Origin of the sequence: Olleya sp. 1-3, from assembly GCF_002836085.1 — a bacterium.
In the GTDB taxonomy this organism is placed as follows: Bacteria; Bacteroidota; Bacteroidia; order Flavobacteriales; family Flavobacteriaceae; genus Olleya; species Olleya namhaensis.
Window position 1 is genome coordinate 230184 of sequence record NZ_PJBW01000006.1, and the last position, 18642, is coordinate 248825.

Sequence of the window (18642 nt, forward strand, 5' to 3'; positions counted from 1 at the left end):
AGGTTGCAATTTACGGAATATTCAAAAATATTGCTCTATAATCTGTAATTATCTAAAAGTTAAAAGCAAAAATAATAAGATGGCTTTTTTAGAGTAATTTTAGTCATTAATACCCATTGAAAATGAACAAATTAACCATCTTAATACACTGCAGTGATCAATCAGGAATTATTGCTAGCGTCACAAATTTTATTGCCACTAATAAGGGTAACATTGTTTATATAGATCAGTACGTAGATAGAGAGCAAAATATATTTTTTATGCGCTTAGAAAGCGAATTTGAAAGTGCTACATTTAAAACTGAGGCTTTCAAACATACTTTTAAGCAAGATTTAGCCGATCGTTTTAAAATGAAATGGCGTATTTACTCTACCGAAACAAAACCGAAAATGGCCTTATTTGTATCAAAATATGACCATTGCTTGTATGATATTTTGGGACGTTATAACTCTGGAGAACTAGAAGTGGACATTCCGTTTATAATTAGTAATCACAACACACTAAAACCTATTGCTGATAGTTTTAATATTCCGTTTTATCATATTCCAGTAACTAAAGAGACCAAAGCGCAAGCGGAAGACCAACAATTAGAATTATGTAAAAAACATGGTATTAACTTTATTGTTCTAGCACGATACATGCAAATTGTATCTAGTAAAATTATAAGTCAATATCCAAACAAGGTGATTAATATACACCACTCTTTTCTACCGGCTTTTGTTGGTGCAAAACCATATCACTCCGCTTACAAACGTGGTGTAAAAATTATAGGTGCTACTAGTCATTATGTTACGGAAGCATTAGACGCTGGCCCGATTATTGAACAAGATGTTGCACGTGTGTCGCATACACATGCAATAGCCGATTTAATTGCAAAAGGACGTGATTTAGAAAAAATAGTTTTAGCCAATGCAATAAAACTTCATATTAAACGTAAAGTGATGGTTTTTAATAATAAGACTGTTATTTTCTCTTAATTTAGAATAATAGACACACACTTTTTAAGCTTGATTTTATTCTTTTTAAAAAGAAAACTAAAATAAAACGCAATTTTTGAATTAAAAACGCATCTTATTAATAGGTATATTTGTGCCTTAAATTATACAACATGAAAAAAATATTAGCCTTACTTATTGTTTTAAATTTTACTGCTTGCGCAGAATTACAGCAAGTTGTCAACCAATTACCTCAATCAGGAGGGATTAGCGATTTAGATATTGCTGGCGGACTACGAGAAGCTTTAGACTTAGGTATTGACAAACAGGTCTCTAAATTGACACAAACAGATGGTTTTTTTAAAAACGAATTAGTTAAAATTTTACTTCCAGAAGAATTACAAAAAGTAGACAAAGCACTACGTGACATTGGTTTAAGCAGTTTAGCTGACGAAGGTTTAAAAGTTTTAAACAGAGCAGCTGAAGATGCAGTTGGAGAAGCGACACCTATATTTATTAATGCAGTTAAAGACATTACTTTTACAGATGCTAAAAACATTTTATTAGGTAGTAACGATGCTGCAACGCAATACTTAACAAGTAAAACACAAACGGCTTTATATGATAAGTTTAATCCTGTAATTAAAGCCTCTTTTGATAAAGTTGGTGCTGATCAAATTTGGTCTAACTTAATAAATAAATATAATGCTATACCTTTTACTAGTAACGTTAATCCTGATTTAACAGATTATGTTACAGGTGAAGCTTTAAAAGGTGTTTACAAAATGATTGCTGTTGAAGAGCAAGATATTAGAACTAAAGTGGGATCTAGAACAACTGCTTTACTTCAAAAAGTATTTGCTTTACAAGATTAACCGTTTTGTTAAACTTAGAATAATACTAAGTTAACATATAAATAAAATATATACTAGATATTTGCTGTGTAAAAGCGTCGCACTCAGACTCCTTTTATTGAGTTAGTTTAGTTAGTTAATAGAGTCTATTTTTTGTGGTAAAGAATGGGCTCTTTTACTTTTTACGATTTTATTGTTAGTTTTTCTTTTTTTATTAAAAAAATAAAAGTAATTTAATTACCTGAAAAACAGCCTATAACAACTATGACTAGCCCCAATCTAATCAGACAAGAACAAAACAAACTAAACGAGCGCTATAAAGCATTAATCGAGCGCTCTTACAATTTGCGGCAAACAGATCACGAAGCAAGTGACGTTTCTGCCTATCAAGCGGTCAAGCTTTTAAACAAGATGAATAAACTAAATTATTTAGCTAGAGAAAGTCTAAAGGCCCTTTCTTAATTGCTTAAAGTAACTAAACGCTTGTACTAATCTTGATCCATACCACGAAAAATATTCTCCGTCAACCAAAATTGTTTTAGCATTTACAAATTCGGATTTATGTTTACTTTTAAATGGATAAGGCTCGCTGGAAAGTAACACCAGGTCCAAGCTATCTTTATCCTGAATCTTAGCAATATCCACTTGAGGATATCGCTTTTGATTAGCATAAATATTTTCTAATTTATTTAATTGAAGTAAGTGGTTGATAAATGTATTATTGGCTGCTACCATCCATGGATCTTTCCAAATAAAATAAGCGACTTTTAAAGTGGGTTTGTCATTTATGTACGCTTTAAAATCCATTAAGTTAGTTGTGATTTTAGCCTTAATACTTTCTGCTTTTGCATCAACATTAAATAGTTGTCCGTATTGCATTATAAGCTCTAAGCAATCTGTAATTGTAAAAATATCGGATACATGCACGGCACAGATGGCTTGGCAATCTTTTACAATAGCTTCTGTATTTTCTTCTTTGTTACACAAAATAATATCAGGCTTTAAAGCTTTAATCTTTTCTAGATTAATTTGCTTTGTGCCTCCTACAACCTGGTTTTCTCCTTTTAAATGTATTGGATGTATACAAAACTTAGTAAGACCAACAATAGTATCCTCTAAACCTAAATCGTACAATAATTCGGTTTGAGAAGGCACTAACGAGATGATACGTATTGGTGTGGTATCAAATGTTAGCACATTACCTATTTGATCTTTAATTTTCATTTAATTATTACTTTAACGGAATGTTGCTCCTCTAAATAATGCGATACTGAAATATGTTCAGCATGACGTAAAGTTCTTATTTTATCTATAAATTACAATAGTCTAAGTATTCTAATCCTCTATGATAATAATTAACTTACTTTAATAATAATAATAATAATAATGCGATACGGAAACAAGTTCAGCATGACGTAGCGAGACAGCATTTTTTTTACTGACATTAATAATGTGATGCTGAAATAAATTCAGCATGACAGAGCGTTCAATTATTTATTTATTATTTAAAACAACTTCCATTTGTTGTTGTAAGTCTTCTGCTTTAGCTGCTGCTGCTTGTGCAAAATCATCGTTGCTTGAAGCATAAATAATCCCTCTAGAAGAATTAATTAATAGTCCAACATTTTTGCTCATTCCATATTTACACACGTCTTGAAGATTTCCACCTTGAGCGCCCACACCTGGAACTAATAAAAAACTATTTGGAACTATTTTTCTGATCTCAGCAAAATACTCAGCTTTAGTTGCTCCAACAACGTACATTAAATTTTCAGAATTCTTCCAATTTTTAGATGTTTCTAAAACTTGTTTGTACAACTCTTTTCCTTCTACTTGCTTGGTCTGGAAATCAAAAGCACCTTGGTTAGATGTCAATGCTAGCATTATTGTATGCTTATCTTTAAAGGCTAAAAAAGGCTCAACCGAATCTTTTCCCATGTATGGCGCAACAGTAACACTATCAAATGCTAAGTCTTCAAAAAAGGCTTTTGCATACATTGTACTAGTATTACCAATATCACCACGTTTAGCATCTGCTATTGTAAAAATATCTGGATGGTTATCATTAAGATAGTTTATTGTTTTCTCTAATGCTTTCCATCCTTTTAAACCATATGCTTCGTAAAATGCGGTATTAGGTTTATAAGCCACACATAAATGATGCGTTGCATCAATTATTGCTTTATTAAATTCGAAAATAGGATCTTCGGTTTGTAATAAATGTTGTGGAATTTTATTTAAATCGACGTCTAGTCCGATACACAGAAAAGACTTCTTTTTAATAATTTGTTCTGTTAGTTGTTGTGTTGTCATGCTATAAAAAAAGCCTCAATGAAGAGGCTTGATATTAAATATGTTCGTCACTAGCTTTTAATTTCTCTGTATTATCAGCTAATTGTAATTCGTCAATAATTTTTTGGATATCTCCATTTACAATATTTTGCAAATCGTATAATGTCAATCCAATTCTGTGATCCGTAACACGACCTTGAGAATAGTTGTAAGTTCTAATTTTAGCACTTCTATCTCCAGAGGTTACCATAGTACCACGCAACGCTGCATCTTCTTCGTTTTTCTTAGCTAACTCCATGTCGTATAAACGCGAACGTAATACTTTAAAAGCTTTCTCTTTGTTTTTATGCTGCGATTTTTGATCTTGACATTGCGCTACTAATCCTGTTGGTATGTGCGTTAAACGTACTGCAGAATATGTTGTGTTTACAGATTGACCACCTGGTCCTGAAGAACAGAAAAAATCTACACGTACCTCTTTTGGGTTAATCTCTACATCAAATTCCTCTGCTTCTGGAAATACCATTACAGTGGCAGCACTTGTATGCACACGTCCTTGTGTTTCTGTCTGCGGTACACGTTGTACACGGTGTACACCTGCTTCAAACTTTAAAGTCCCATAGACATCATTTCCAGTAACTTCAAATTGGATTTCTTTAAAACCACCATTTGTCCCTTCACTATAATCTACCGTATCTACTTTCCATCCTCTAGCTTCACAGTATTTACTGTACATTCTAAATAAATCTCCAGCAAAAATACTTGCTTCATCCCCTCCTGCTCCTGCTCGTAATTCTACAACAGCATTCTTAGAATCCTCAGGATCTTTAGGTATTAGAAGCACGCGTATATCGTCTTCTAATTTAGGAATCTCCACTTTAGCTTCTTCATATTGCATTTTAGCCATTTCGACCATTTCGGCATCACTACCGTCTGCTATGATTTCTTCCGCTTCTTTTAAATTTTCAGTAAACTCAAGATAAACCTCGCGCTTATCCATTAAAAGTCGTAAATCTTTATATTCTTTATTTAGTGCAACGTAACGTTTTTGATCGGTGATAACATCAGGTTGGATTATTAAATCGCTAACCTCATCAAAACGTTGCTTTACTATTTGTAACTTCTCTAACATCTTCTTCTTAAAATTGTGAAACAAAAATACGATAATTTATGAATTTTCAATACTTTATAGTAGTTTGCTTACAATTAAAATATTAGCGCCTTTTTACCGTTAAAACTATATGTTAAATCAGCTTATTGCCATACTATACTATTACCGCACCTTTGCTATATGGTCTCTTATTATTAATATTTTACTTTTAATAACAGGCAGTTCCTACCTAATAGTTGCCCTTATAACTAAACTATTTTTAATAATTTTGCTATATTACATCGTTTCTCAAACGGATGCAAAACAAAAATTAGTTTTTTATAAAAACCTAGGCATCTCTGATTTAAAACTTTTTGGTTTTTTATATAGCATTGACGCTTTAGTTACTATTGCTTTTTTAAGTCTAATCCACCAATTTATATAGATACACTTTGATTTTTGAGATAGATAATGTAGAGCTTTACTTTAGTGAAAAACGCATATTAAATGGCATTTATCTAAAGGCTGAGACCGGTAAAACAACAAGTTTATTAGGCAGTAATGGTTCTGGAAAAAGTTGCGTATTAAGTATTGCTTTTGGTACGCTTATCGCGAAATACAGCCACATCCGACTGGACAGTAAACCTTTATTAAAACCACTATATCTTACCAAAGCTGCTGCTTATTTACCACAACGCAACTTTACACCAAATCAAGCTAAGGTCAATACCTTATTTACACTATTTAATGTTAGTTGGAGAAACTTTATTAAAGACTATCCTGAATTTAAAATCTACAAAAACAACACAATAAAGACCTTATCCGGTGGAGAAAGACGTGTGGTCGAAATATATTTAATACTAAAAAAGAAAGCTAAAATTATATTTTTAGATGAGCCCTTTAATGGTGTGGCTCCGTTATATATTGAAAAAATTAAGGCATTAATTATTGAAGAAAAAAAACACAAAGCAATTATACTAACAGACCACAGATACACCGAAGTTATTGAAATAGCAGACACAATATATTTAATAAAAAATGGATGCTCAAAATTAATTGAGACCCTTACAGAATTGGAAGATTACAAATACTTGTCTCAAGGTAGCTTGTAGTAACTAACTTTTAATCTGTTCTTGTTTATTAAAAAACACATAATAACCCAAGCACATAAACCCTAAAAAGTATAAGATTCTTTCTGTAAAGAAAAACAAATCCGCATCAAAAAAATTAGCAATAAACCCGTTTAAATCTGTAAAAACAAACAAAAAAGTAAAGCCCGTAAAATAAACTGCTTTCTTAGATTCGTTTAAAAAATAGTATTTAGCAGCCAAAGCACATGACAAAATACAAATCACCCAATACGCCTGTATTGATAAAATTTGAGTATAATCCAAAACATTAGTCGTCTCTGTAATAGCCTTGTAACCAATTAAAATATTAATTGCTATAACGACTACAAATAATAACGTAATAGCATTTCCTAATTTTTGAAATCTGAGCTTAGCAGAAAGCATAACACACAATATTAAAAAAGCCACCATCTTTATAACTGAATAAACCTCAATTACATACGGCTGTAAATAATACAAATCAAAACCATCCGCAATAACTAATAACGTTACAAATGGTAACAGCAAACGGTCTTTCACACCTAAAAACAGAAAGAATAATAGGTACAAAAAGCTAGATATTAGTCTAATAATCTGGCTATAAAAAAAATCCAAAAACACTATTGATGTTATATTAATTATAACAACAACAAGAGTGACTATGTTAAAAAAGGATTTAGATTTCAAATATTGCTTTTTATAAATATAACAATTAAAAATCTACTATCACACCAATTCCTAATAGTTGTTTCCATTGTAAAGCTGCTCCACGCTCCACAAACTCATCCTCCACATTTGTTTCTTCAATAATCTTAACATCATTATCGTATCTAATATGAGATCCTAAGGTTGCTTTTACAAAATCGTTAACCTTAAAATCAAACACAACTTCCCAGTCCACATCTATATTTCCAAAACTATTTAAATAATCGGTATATAAACTTACTCGGTTTTTTAGGTATACATTTTCTAATACTTCTGTTTCGTATGCATTAGTGAGCAGAATACCCATTTCCGTCCTCACATTTTCACCGTTTTTAATTTTATTACCCAACGTATCAAATACTGCTTTTTCGACACCAAACGCGCCAGAATCAGCTAGCTCTTGATCTAAAACAAAAGTAGCCTTAAACGTTAATGGGGACATGTAGAAGGATAATTTTTCGATATTCTTACCATATTCCACACCTCCTCCGATAAATAAATATCCCGGAGCCATAAAACTAGAAATAGAATTGTCTCTATTTGGGTAATTATACCCGTTAGTGTATTGTGTTTTAAAATTAAAACGCCCTGAATAATACCAATTAGTAATGGTGTCTTTTCTGTAACCAATGGTAGAAATTAACTCAAGCTCATCTTCAGTTTTACGCAACTTCTGACTTTCTTGCTTATTTACACCATAGCGTGTTCTAACCTCGTTAAACCATATTAGATTATTTTTTTTATAACGTAAACTAGATTTAATTGCTAATAATGCCGAAATTGAATTAGCGCCACCAGCATTCCAATTAACAAAAGTTACTTCGTTAATATCTACGCCAATCTTGTTTTTTTGTTTCCATTTAATGGTATCAACAACTTTTACTTCAGGTTCCGTTTGCGCGACCAAATTAGTAACGCAAAACATGAAGCACATTATAAAAATGTATCTCATATTTTTTAAAAATTAATTAGTAATTAATATTCAAACGTTCCGTAAGGACTTTCTATTGTTAGTTTTTTAGAATCTGAAGCCTCAACACGACCAACAACCTGTGCATTAACATTATAAGTTTTTGAAATTGCAATAATTTCTTCTGCTTTTTCTGGAGATACATAAATTTCCATTCTATGCCCACAATTAAACACTTGATACATCTCTTTCCAATCTGTTTTAGATTGTTCTTGTATTAGCTTAAATAATGGCGGTACAGCAAATAAATTATCCTTAACAATATGAAGGTTATCTATAAAATGTAAAATCTTAGTTTGTGCTCCTCCACTACAATGCACCATTCCGTGGATATCTTCACTTGTATATTTAGATAAAATATCTTTAATAATTGGCGCATACGTTCTTGTTGGAGACAATACTAATTGTCCAGCATCTAATGGAGAGTCTTCTACTTTATCTGTTAATTTTACTTTTCCAGAGTACACCAAATCTTCTGGTACAGCAGCGTCAAAACTTTCTGGATATTTTTTAGCTAAATAATTATCAAAAACATCATGTCTTGCAGAAGTCAATCCGTTACTTCCCATACCTCCGTTATAGCCTTTCTCGTAAGTTGCTTGGCCAAAACTTTCTAAACCAACAATTACATCTCCTGCTTTTATATTAGCATTGTCAATAACGTCGCTACGTTTTATTCTAGCCGTAACTGTAGAATCTACAATTATTGTTCTAACCAAGTCACCAACATCTGCTGTTTCTCCTCCAGTACTATGTATTGTTACTCCAAAACCTTTTAAGTCTTCAATCAACTCTTCTGTACCATTAATTATAGCCGATAATACTTCACCAGGAATTACACTTTTGTTACGTCCTATTGTTGAGGATAACATGATATTGTCGGTTGCTCCAACACATAACAAATCGTCAATATTCATTATTAAAGCATCTTGGGCAATACCTTTCCAAACAGACACATCACCGGTTTCTTTCCAATACATATACGCTAAAGACGATTTTGTCCCTGCGCCATCTGCATGCATAATCAAGCAATACTCCTGATCGTTAGTTAAATAATCTGGTACAATTTTGCAAAATGCTTTAGGAAACAAACCTTTGTCTATATTCTTAATCGCATTATGCACATCTTCTTTTGATGCAGATACACCTCTTTGACTGTAACGTTTTGAAATTTCTGAACTCATTGTGTTGTGTTAAGCAACAAAGATATTTATAAATAAAAAGCACACAAATATTTGTGTGCTTTTATAAGTAAATTTACAAACGGGTTATTAACTACTTCCAGTCAGGCATTTTTGCATTTTCTATTAATAGTGTAATCTCTGACAAGTTTGCCAAACTTAATTTAGTAACATTTTGCTGTGATACACCATCATTAGATGTATTTACGTAAATAACCTCTGCTTCATTAGGAGAAAACTTAGGGTCTAAATCATTAGTTCCTGCAGCTTTTGAAGTCGAAATATCCGTTGCTGTCATAGTACCAATGTTATAAATAAACATATGCGTATCTAACTGCCTGTATTCTGCGTTTTGATTACCAGAAATATCATAACTGTATAATAATTGAGAACCATCAAACGTATAATCTAAACCACCAGCTGCTCCAGCTACACCTTGCAACACATAATCAATAATAACTCCTGAATTATTGATTGTATAAATCTCTACATTGTACCCTACAGTATTATTTGTTTTTACAGCCATACGCTGCGTACTTTGGTTCCAATCTACTTCTGTAATAAAATTACCATTTAATGTCTGGTGTATTTGAGTAACGCCAGAACCGTTAGTATTAATTTTATATAATTTATCAAAACTTGCATAAGCAAATTTGGTATTACTGTTGGTCCATTCAAAATCCAACTCCTCTAGATTAAATCCATTTACAGGAATACTATTAGTTACCTGTGTTACATTAGCCCCATTTAGGTCCATTGTGTAAATATGAGTTTGTCCTCCGTTAGATCTTAAAAAGGCTAATTTGTCTACATTACTAGCTTTTCTTGGTCTCCAACTATTACTACTTGAAGATGTTAATTGATATTCATTACCGTCAGAATCTGCTGAAAAGATCACATTGTTTCCATTAATTTTTCTTGTAAAAAACAATCTATTATCCGGAAACTCTAATGTTTCAAAATTAAAAGTAGTGCTTATAACAACATCATTTATGTTGTCTGAAGCGGATACTTGCCAAAAGTATTTTGTACCATAGTCTAAGCCCGAAACTGTTAATGTCGTGTCTATGATATCCGTATACATTAATACGTCAGAATTCTGATCGTTTAAAATCTGAACTTCATATACTAAATCATCTTCTTCAGGATCAGAACCAGTCCAAACCAAATCTAAAGTTAAACTTTGACCAGTACTATTATTAGCAGGAGCGCTAAGTATAGGTGCATTTGGTGCATTATTGTTTGCTGTCTCTACATCTAATTCGAAAATAACATTTACGCTATTGTCCTCTGTAACAGTAGACGATTCAAATTTAGATAAATACCCGTCTTTTTGCGCCTCTATAGCATAGGTGCCAACAGTTACATTATTGATTACAAACTCACCAGAAGCATCAGTAAAAACAATACTTGTTCCTGGGTTTGTAGAAATCTTTGTGTTTTCTAATGGTATATTATCGCCTTTAGACACGACTTTACCAGTAATTGCTCCCGTACCACTAAGTGACACTTTATCTTCACTACAGCTAACCACAGCTATTAAAACTAAGATTAAACTTATATACTTTGAAATTATTTTCATCTGTTTCAATTATTTAAATGTTAAATTAAAATTTAACAGATTGTTTAATTATTTTTATTTTCCTGACGAGCTGCTTTTATTTTTTCTTGCATCTGTCTACGATTTGCTTTTTTTGTCGCTTTTAACTCAGCGCGTTCCAATCTTTTCTCCTCTTTACGTTGATTAAATTTGGTATTGGGTTTGGACAAGTAAAAATTGACACCAACTCCAAAACGATAAAACATATCGTCAACTTTTCCGGCAACAACACCGTCAACTTTATCTGAAAACACAAGATTATGCTCTCCATAAATATAGACTCCTAGATTATCTTTAACCAAATACTCTAACCCAAAACCGGCTTGCACTTTAGGATCTATAGCTTCGAAATAATTAGAAGCGTTAGTCCCTACTCCTGCAAATAAGTATGGTGTTAAGTTATCATATGGCAACACGCTATATTCTAAATTTAAATCAAAAGACATAAAACCTTCGTTTAAAACCTGTTTGTTTTCTAAATTAAATTTATTGTAGGTAAACCCCAAGTTTAAATAAGGGTTTAAAGTTTTTTTAAATCCAATTTTACTATTAAATTCTGGCTGAGGATCAGGTAAATCTCCATTTATTAACGTCCCTCCTAATGCTGCAGTAACCGCATAATTTCCGCGTCTTTCTGTTAGAAAACGCTCATACAGCTCCGTAGAAATTGCTTCATCCTTTTCTGCATCATAATCTGCAATTAATTTAGCTGTAGACTCCTCGCTTAATCGTGGTAGCCAAACCTCATCTTTTATACCTTCAATAATCAAAGCTTCTACTGCCTTTTCAATAGCTTCTTTCATTGCTAATTGAACTGGTTCATTTTTTGTAAACCCGATTTCTGTTTCAAGTAACCTTTGATACTTAACGTATTTAAATAAGTTAGCTGATACCGCTTGAGATAAAATAGTTTTTGAAATATAAACTGTTTTCAAAATTTTACCCGTAGATGTTGATACTGCTCTAAGGTAAACCGTTATTCTGTCTTGTCTGTATTGTGTAGAGCTTCCGATACCTAGATAACGCGCTCCTGCACCACCGGTTATGATATTAGTGTCATAAGATATAACACCACCTTCTAGTAAAACACCTGCATATAATAATGCTGGTAAAACGGGTTCGTTAGGATTTTTATTTTTTCTATACTCGTCTCTTGTAGATCTTATTATGTTTCTTTCGTTAAGTAGATTACCTAAGTTTTCTCTTTCAATAACAGTAAACCATTTAGAATCTTCCAATGCTTTAATCAACATAGTTGTACCTCCTTGAGATACTGCTGTACTAAACGTACTTCCATTTTCTACAGCTTTATATTGCCCTGTTTGATCTTTAAAATTATACACACCAGCAACTACTGGATTTTGAGGTAATGGAAAAGCTTCCAACTTACTAGTAACAGGACTTGTTTCCCCAATTCTGGCACGTTCCTGCTCATAAGGCTGATTAAAAAAGGCACCACAGCTAGTTAATAATAAAAAAAGTATGACTGCAAACGCAGGTCTATAATTTAACATAATGTATCGATAAGAATTAGTTAGGGACTATAATTTGTGTTTGCTCTCCTGTGTCTGTATCTAGGATATTGACCACTAATCCTTCGGCAGAATCATATATTTCTAAGGCTAAACTACCAAAGCTAAAATTACCTTCCTGCAACTCGTCTCCAAGTTGAGTTTGAAAGAGTGATCTTGATAATTGACTTAAGATTTGTCTGTTTAAATTTTCGGCGAAAGCCTCTAAAGAGCTTTCATCATCACCTTGATTAGCATCGGGATCTGTAAAAGAGTTTTGCGCGTTGGCAGAACTTAATAACCATTGGTAATTAAAAGTCTCGCCTCCAAATGCAGGATTAATTGGCTTATAAGATAATTGTTGTCCAACACAAAAATAACTTGTAAAAAATAACGATAGTATAAGTAGCTTTTTCATGATAAAAATAATTAATAGCGTTTAATTGTTTTTGATTCTTTTTCGAGTTTTTTGAAATGTTTATATACACTTATTATAGCGTAATCGTTCATTTGCTTTAAATACTCAGTACTTGGTCTTACAAAAAACGAAAAAATCTTATCATCACCAACTATAACCTCTATTTTCGTGTTTCGCCCTAAGGCTAAAATCTCTTTTATTGTAACCACTTTATTTCCGTTTATATTGTTTTGAGAGTACAAGGAATAAAACAGTTTATAAAAATCGCGTCCTGGTTTTGTTTTAGTATCTTCTACTACAATCCCATTTAACTCAAGGCCATCTTTTTTCTCAACACTAATGTCCTGAGATTTTTCTTGTTCTTGTTTTAATTTTTCTAAAAGCAGTTTCTTTTTTTGACTTTCGTCCTTAGAATCGTCATTAAAAACAATTCTATCTTGACCAATAATTTTATTATCTAAATCGTAAATTAAAAGTACTGCTATGGTTTTTAATTTATCATCTAAATTGAGTGTAATAGAAGATAAATCTACTTTTGTATTTGCTGACAAAATAAATCGCTCACTACTTTCTTCGACTATATTATTTACACTTTCTACTTTACTAAAAACAATAAATTTATAAATTAAACTTTTAGTTATTTCTGTTTTATTAAAGGCTGTACCCGAAATAACAGTAAAATCGTTTTGCTGATTAGTTTGTATTTTAGCTTCTACGTCATTGTTTATTAATTGTGCAGAAACTTTTATGGAAGTATCGTTAACTTTATTAGCGATATCTTTTTTGATGTCAAGACTATTTTGTCCATCATCATTTAATACAACCCTATCTTTACCTATAATGGTATTATTAGCGTCGTAAATTAAAAGTAGAATTATAAGCTTTGTGTTTTTATCAAAATTAATTGATGTAGTAGACAAATCTTTTTGCTGGTTGACGTCAATAACAAACTCACCGCTTTGCTGGTTTTTAGATTTGTTATTATTTTGATCTGTTTTAAAAACAGATAACTTATAACTTAAGCTTTTTTGACTTCCAGACTTATTTATTGCAACTCCCTTAATATTAAGGTAATTATCATCTTGATTGACATCAAGCTTTGCCTCCACTTCTGTATTGTACAATTGCGAATAACCTACTGCTGTAAAGAGAAAGACAATAAGACATGTTATTGTTTTTTTGCTAGTACATAAAAACATAACATTATTGTTGTTAAAAATTTCTAATAATTATAGATTGATCTTGTCCTTGCATGGATATTTTAATTTTTTCTGACAAAGAGTTTGATCCAAACATGGTTAAATTTTGATTATTACCGGTTTGATTTATTGTTGCATTTCTAACATCAGATTTAAAAGGACTGTAATCTAAAAAGGTATTATTATCTCCTTTTTGAATAACCGTTTCTGTTAGTTTTGTACTATTTAAATCCAAGACTGTAACATTTTGATTACCATTTTGTATAATACTAATATCACTTTCAAATGATTCTGTAATACTTACTAAATCATTATTATCACCTATTTGCGCAATAAAAACAGAATTTTCTGTAGACGCAAAACTAGTAGCCGTATCAGTTTGGTTTAATAAAAAATTTTCTTGGGAAGACTGTGTATCAAAACTAGAGATTGCATCAGTATTATCTGTTGCTTCAAAAGTTTGAGCTGTAATTACATTACTAGAAATTAATATAGAAACAGCTATTATAAATTTAAAGATAGTTTTCATAGTCTTATGTTTTTTTTAGATACAATCTACCTGTAAGGTATAAAATATATCTGTTATAAAAAGTATAAGAGCAAATTAATGCTCTTATACCTAATAATTATTTTAATAAAACAATTTATTTTATAAAAGCTTGTGCTTAGTTATTCTGTAAAACTGATGATGAATTACCGTTACCAATTTGGTTTACAGTACTAACATGCGTATTACCATTTTGATCCACAGTACTCGCGTTAAAATTACCATCTTGATTTACTGTACTTGTATGTCCTAAACCATCTTGATCAACTGTACTTAAATTAAACGTACCATCCTGTAATACTTGAGAGTTATTACCTGTACCGTTTTGAGTTACTGCTGAAGCATTTATCATACCCAATTGTAAAACACCAGAAACATTACTATCTCCTGTTTGAGTTGTACTAGAACCGTTACCTGTACCATCCTGAAGCACTGTACTATCGTTAGAATCTCCAAATTGAATAGTCGTTTGTGTATTTAAAGTTCCATTTTGCTCAACATCACTGTCATTTAAATCTCCTACCTGAACAACAAAAGAACCGTTATTGTTTCCTATTTGTGCTACGTAAGATTCGTTATCCATACCTAATTGCCCCGTTGTTGATCCATTTGCATCTCCAAACTGCGTAGTTTCAGCTATGTTACTATTACCATTTTGAACAGTTAACTGGTTGTTGTTATCTCCTAATTGATTAACAACACTTGTATTAGAATCACCATCTTGCTCTACAACAGAAGTATTAGTTAATCCTATTTGACCAACAAATGATTGATTTAAATTACCAGTTTGATCAACATCACTATTATTAGCTGTTCCATCTTGTCCAACAAAAGAATCATTATCATCTCCTAATTGATCAACTGTACTAACGTGATCATCTCCACCTGTAAAATACCCTTGTAATGTAACAGATGTATTATCGTTACCAGTTGTATTTACTGTACTTGAATTATTATTACCAACCTGTTCAGCAATTGCACTGTTACCATTTCCTGTTTGATATAAATAAGAAAAGTTACCATTACCTGTTTGATCCGTATCACTACCGTTATCGTTTCCAACTTGAGCAGTATACGATTGATTGAAGTCTCCTGTTTGATCAACATCAGAATCATTATCATTTCCTACATACCCTTGGTATGTTTGGTTAATATTACTGTTTCCAGAAGAAGTAACAGAACTTGTATTATCGTCTCCTAATTGGATTACATCATTAAAGTTAGCGTCACCTGCTTGATCAACATCACTTGTGTTTGCTCCTCCAATTTGACTAACACCTGATGCATTAGAATTACCTTGTTGATCTACTTCAGAAAAGTTACCGTTTCCTGTTTGATCAACATCAGAAACATTAAACGTCCCTTGTTGTGCAGTATCTGCAAAGTTAGAATCTCCTATAGAAAAAATAGTACTTGAATTGTCATTACCACCTTGATAAGTACGAGCCGTATTAGCATTACCTTGCTGATCTACTTCAGAGAAGTTATCATTTCCAAATTGATTCACTGAAGAATCATTATTAGTTCCTTGTTGTGCTGTATCAGCAAAATTACTATCTCCTGCAGAAAAAATAGTACTAATATTATCATCACCTCCTTGGTAAGTACGAGCGATATTAGCGTTTCCTTGGTGATCTACTTCAGAAAAGTTAGCATCTCCTAATTGATTAACATCAGAATCATTACCATCTCCTTGTTGTGCTGTATCAGCAAAGTTTGAATCACCGTCTTGGCTAATTGCACTAATGTTAGAATCTCCAACTTGACTTACTATAGCCTCATTGTCGTTACTTTCATTACCAGAAGTTGCACTTAATTGACTTACTGTAGAAGCGTTAAAATCTCCAAGTTGATTTACTCTAGCTTCGTTTCCGTTACCTACACGAGAAATTGCACCTGTACTGTTTACAAAACCTTGTCTTACAACTGAAGCATTTTGTCTTCCATCTTGATCAACATCTGCAGCGTTATCATCCCCTGCTTGATTAACTTGAGAACTGTTTAAACGTCCGATTGAATTTACGTCTGAAGCGTTATCGTCTCCATGTTGTACTACTGTAGATCTGTTAATAGTACCGTTTTGATTTACAATTGATCCGTTTGAATCTCCTAAAGATTCAACATCAGAGTCATTTGTCATTCCTGTTTGAGTAACAGCAGAAGTGTTTCCGTTTCCTGTTTGAGCAACATCACTGTTGTTTGATTGTGCAAACATCATAGTTCCACACATAAGCGCAGCTGCGCTGAAAAATAATTTTTTCATCTTGAATATATATTGATTAATAGCTCTGTAAAGATATAGAAATATTTGATTGGTAAATTTCGACAACCAAAAAAAACGAGGTTATTAACAATATATTCGTTAAGACTGTGTTTTTGCACGTTGAAATACAAATAAATAAAGTTTTTTCCTACTTTTTTTATTCGCAAAAAAAGGAGCTAAAACCCTAATACTATTGAATCTACGTAGAACTACGTAGACAAGAAACTCATCAAATAACCGAAAAAAAAAAAAAAAAAAAAAAAGGACTTAACAAAATGTCAAGCCCTTTTACCTATCAATACATAATTACTACTTAATTACTTTGTGTTACTGTTGAAGTGTTACCATTTCCAATCTGATCTACATCACTTACATGAGTATTACCTGTTTGTGTAACAATACTATTATTAGCATTACCATTTTGAAAAACATCACTAGTATGCGATAATCCAACTTGAGTTACATTACTAATATTACCCATTCCATTTTGTGCAACTGTTGATAAATGTAAATCTCCTGATTGCGCAACTGTACTTGTATTAGCATTTCCTGTTTGAGCAACAATTGACGTATTATCATTACCTGCTTGTGCTACAGAAGAACCATTAGAGTTCCCAATTTGATCTACATCAGACGAGTTATTATCTCCGTTTTGAGCTACCGAACTGTTATTCAAATTCCCTAATTGTTCCACATCAGAATCATTTAAATCTCCAACCTGAGCGACAAAAGACCCGTTATTATTACCTATTTGAGAGACGTAAGACTCATTATCACTTCCTGTTTGAATTTGAGAAGAACCATTTGCATTCCCTATTTGATCAGTAGTCGATAGATTAGAGTTTCCTGTTTGAAAAACAGCACTGCCGTTAAAGAAACCATCTTGATTAACATTAGAATCGTTCAAGTTACCATCTTGATCTACGTCAGAAGTGTTATTTCCACCATCTTGCGAAACATAAGATGTGTTATCGTCACCAATCTGATCTACATCACTGGTATTGTAGTCTCCAGGGTATCCTTGAAAAACGTCAGAGTCGTTATTGTCACCATCTTGAGTAACACTACTATCATTAAAATCTCCCCATTGATCTACATTAGAGTTGTTATTATCCCCATCTTGATCTACGACACTTGTGTTGTCATTACCAGCAAAACCTTGTAATACATCAGAAATATTATTATCTCCGTCTTGATTAACACTTGAGTCATTTCTATCTCCACCTTGATCAACTTCCGAAGTATTAGAATCTCCATCCTGCCAAACATAAGATACATTATCATCACCCACTTGGTCTACAGAACTAACGTGATTGTTTCCATTATACCCTTGAAAAACATCAGAGTCATTATTAACTCCATCTTGAGACACATCATTATCATTAAAGTCACCCCATTGGTCTACGTAAGAATCATTACTAGTTCCATCTTGATCAATTGAAGACGTGTTATCATCTCCATCTTGCCATACAAAAGAATCATTACTAGTACCATCTTGATCTACTGCACTTGTATTACGATTTCTTAAAGGTCCATACCCACTAGCTTGTCTTACCTCAGAAGCATTTAAAGTTCCATTTTGATCCACAGCAGAATCATTGTCGTCTCCAACTTGATCTACATCTGAATCATTTGTCAAACCTGATTGAGTAACTGCCGAAATGTTGTTGTTACCTTGAGATAATACTGAACTGTTGTTCGATTGTGCGAACATTACCGTCCCACACATTAGCGCTGCTGCGCTGAAAAATAATTTTTTCATGTTAAATATATTTTAGATTAATAGCATGATAAAATTAGTGAGTTTTATAACATCAAATTCAAATTAGCACTTAAAACTTTGAAAATCAAACACTTATTCGATGAAGCGAAGTTTATCAACGACGAAACGAAACTATTTGTAGGAAAATATATTCAATAATAAATATTTAATTCATTGATTTTCAGTATTTTAAATACGTAGTTCTA

17 protein-coding genes are annotated in these 18642 nt (G+C 32.2%); 4 read left to right on the forward strand and 13 right to left on the reverse strand.

Going from position 1 to position 18642, the window contains the following annotated elements:
• The first annotated feature begins 122 nt into the window (after positions 1-122).
• The 3 genes from purU (at position 123) to CXF54_RS08915 (ending at position 2251) form a co-directional block, all read left to right on the forward strand.
• On the forward strand, positions 123-977 hold the full coding sequence (gene purU / locus CXF54_RS08905; protein WP_101203274.1) for a formyltetrahydrofolate deformylase: 855 nt from the start codon (positions 123-125) through the stop codon (positions 975-977).
• 131 nt (positions 978-1108) lie between these two features.
• Entirely contained in the window at positions 1109-1810 is a 702-nt protein-coding gene (locus CXF54_RS08910) for a DUF4197 domain-containing protein (protein ID WP_090840017.1), read from the forward strand.
• Positions 1811-2053: 243 nt separating this feature from the next.
• Entirely contained in the window at positions 2054-2251 is a 198-nt protein-coding gene (locus CXF54_RS08915; protein ID WP_090840019.1) for a Lacal_2735 family protein, read from the forward strand.
• Here the strand turns inward: CXF54_RS08915 and CXF54_RS08920 are convergent.
• From CXF54_RS08920 to prfA, 3 genes are all read right to left on the reverse strand, one after another.
• Positions 2234-3013 (reverse strand): ABC transporter substrate-binding protein, encoded by a 780-nt coding sequence (locus CXF54_RS08920; RefSeq protein WP_101203275.1) that lies wholly within the window; start codon positions 3011-3013, stop codon positions 2234-2236. The genes CXF54_RS08915 and CXF54_RS08920 overlap by 18 nt on opposite strands.
• Before the next feature lie 270 nt (positions 3014-3283).
• Positions 3284-4102 (reverse strand): orotidine-5'-phosphate decarboxylase, encoded by an 819-nt coding sequence (pyrF, locus tag CXF54_RS08925; RefSeq protein WP_090840023.1) that lies wholly within the window; start codon positions 4100-4102, stop codon positions 3284-3286.
• Positions 4103-4136: 34 nt separating this feature from the next.
• Positions 4137-5213 carry a peptide chain release factor 1 gene (gene prfA / locus CXF54_RS08930; RefSeq protein ID WP_101203276.1) on the reverse strand — a complete coding sequence of 359 codons (1077 nt, stop codon included), beginning with the start codon at positions 5211-5213 and terminating at the stop codon, positions 4137-4139.
• Positions 5214-5623: 410 nt separating this feature from the next.
• Between prfA and CXF54_RS08940 the strand changes: the two genes are divergently transcribed.
• Positions 5624-6283 (forward strand): ABC transporter ATP-binding protein, encoded by a 660-nt coding sequence (locus CXF54_RS08940; protein WP_101203278.1) that lies wholly within the window; start codon positions 5624-5626, stop codon positions 6281-6283.
• A gap of 3 nt (positions 6284-6286) precedes the next feature.
• Here the strand turns inward: CXF54_RS08940 and CXF54_RS08945 are convergent, their stop codons facing one another.
• From CXF54_RS08945 to CXF54_RS08990, 10 genes are all read right to left on the reverse strand, one after another.
• The gene (locus CXF54_RS08945) at positions 6287-6850 is read right to left on the reverse strand and encodes a hypothetical protein (RefSeq protein ID WP_157823422.1); all 564 of its coding nucleotides are present in this window, start codon (positions 6848-6850) and stop codon (positions 6287-6289) included.
• Positions 6851-6992: 142 nt separating this feature from the next.
• Positions 6993-7937, reverse strand: a complete 945-nt coding sequence (locus tag CXF54_RS08950) for a DUF3078 domain-containing protein (protein WP_101203280.1) — start codon at positions 7935-7937, stop codon at positions 6993-6995.
• 23 nt (positions 7938-7960) lie between these two features.
• Positions 7961-9139, reverse strand: a complete 1179-nt coding sequence (locus CXF54_RS08955; protein ID WP_101203281.1) for an AIR synthase related protein — start codon at positions 9137-9139, stop codon at positions 7961-7963.
• 91 nt (positions 9140-9230) lie between these two features.
• The gene (locus CXF54_RS08960) at positions 9231-10718 is read right to left on the reverse strand and encodes a carboxypeptidase-like regulatory domain-containing protein (RefSeq protein ID WP_101203282.1); all 1488 of its coding nucleotides are present in this window, start codon (positions 10716-10718) and stop codon (positions 9231-9233) included.
• Between the two features lie 44 nt (positions 10719-10762).
• Positions 10763-12250 (reverse strand): CsgG/HfaB family protein, encoded by a 1488-nt coding sequence (locus tag CXF54_RS08965; RefSeq protein ID WP_090840039.1) that lies wholly within the window; start codon positions 12248-12250, stop codon positions 10763-10765.
• 16 nt (positions 12251-12266) lie between these two features.
• Positions 12267-12665 (reverse strand): curli production assembly/transport component CsgF, encoded by a 399-nt coding sequence (locus tag CXF54_RS08970; RefSeq protein ID WP_090840041.1) that lies wholly within the window; start codon positions 12663-12665, stop codon positions 12267-12269.
• A gap of 11 nt (positions 12666-12676) precedes the next feature.
• The gene (locus CXF54_RS08975) at positions 12677-13864 is read right to left on the reverse strand and encodes a CsgE family curli-type amyloid fiber assembly protein (protein ID WP_101203283.1); all 1188 of its coding nucleotides are present in this window, start codon (positions 13862-13864) and stop codon (positions 12677-12679) included.
• A 13-nt stretch (positions 13865-13877) separates the two neighbouring features.
• Positions 13878-14393: a hypothetical protein gene (locus CXF54_RS08980; protein WP_101203284.1), complete on the reverse strand. Its 516-nt coding sequence runs from the start codon at positions 14391-14393 to the stop codon at positions 13878-13880.
• A gap of 136 nt (positions 14394-14529) precedes the next feature.
• Positions 14530-16674, reverse strand: a complete 2145-nt coding sequence (locus tag CXF54_RS08985) for a beta strand repeat-containing protein (protein WP_101203285.1) — start codon at positions 16672-16674, stop codon at positions 14530-14532.
• Positions 16675-16987: 313 nt separating this feature from the next.
• Positions 16988-18436 (reverse strand): hypothetical protein, encoded by a 1449-nt coding sequence (locus tag CXF54_RS08990; RefSeq protein WP_101203286.1) that lies wholly within the window; start codon positions 18434-18436, stop codon positions 16988-16990.
• Between the last annotated feature and the right edge of the window lie 206 nt (positions 18437-18642).

Bases quoted from the DNA above. Each gene is read 5' to 3' on its own strand.
- purU (WP_101203274.1), top strand. From the start codon at position 123: ATGAACAAATTAACCATCTTAATACACTGCAGTGATCAATCAGGAATT.
- CXF54_RS08910 (WP_090840017.1), top strand. From the start codon at position 1,109: ATGAAAAAAATATTAGCCTTACTTATTGTTTTAAATTTTACTGCTTGC.
- CXF54_RS08915 (WP_090840019.1), top strand. From the start codon at position 2,054: ATGACTAGCCCCAATCTAATCAGACAAGAACAAAACAAACTAAACGAG.
- CXF54_RS08920 (WP_101203275.1), bottom strand. From the start codon at position 3,013: ATGAAAATTAAAGATCAAATAGGTAATGTGCTAACATTTGATACCACA.
- pyrF (WP_090840023.1), bottom strand. From the start codon at position 4,102: ATGACAACACAACAACTAACAGAACAAATTATTAAAAAGAAGTCTTTT.
- prfA (WP_101203276.1), bottom strand. From the start codon at position 5,213: ATGTTAGAGAAGTTACAAATAGTAAAGCAACGTTTTGATGAGGTTAGC.
- CXF54_RS08950 (WP_101203280.1), bottom strand. From the start codon at position 7,937: ATGAGATACATTTTTATAATGTGCTTCATGTTTTGCGTTACTAATTTG.
- CXF54_RS08955 (WP_101203281.1), bottom strand. From the start codon at position 9,139: ATGAGTTCAGAAATTTCAAAACGTTACAGTCAAAGAGGTGTATCTGCA.
- CXF54_RS08960 (WP_101203282.1), bottom strand. From the start codon at position 10,718: ATGAAAATAATTTCAAAGTATATAAGTTTAATCTTAGTTTTAATAGCT.
- CXF54_RS08965 (WP_090840039.1), bottom strand. From the start codon at position 12,250: ATGTTAAATTATAGACCTGCGTTTGCAGTCATACTTTTTTTATTATTA.
- CXF54_RS08970 (WP_090840041.1), bottom strand. From the start codon at position 12,665: ATGAAAAAGCTACTTATACTATCGTTATTTTTTACAAGTTATTTTTGT.
- CXF54_RS08975 (WP_101203283.1), bottom strand. From the start codon at position 13,864: ATGTTTTTATGTACTAGCAAAAAAACAATAACATGTCTTATTGTCTTT.
- CXF54_RS08980 (WP_101203284.1), bottom strand. From the start codon at position 14,393: ATGAAAACTATCTTTAAATTTATAATAGCTGTTTCTATATTAATTTCT.
- CXF54_RS08985 (WP_101203285.1), bottom strand. From the start codon at position 16,674: ATGAAAAAATTATTTTTCAGCGCAGCTGCGCTTATGTGTGGAACTATG.
- CXF54_RS08990 (WP_101203286.1), bottom strand. From the start codon at position 18,436: ATGAAAAAATTATTTTTCAGCGCAGCAGCGCTAATGTGTGGGACGGTA.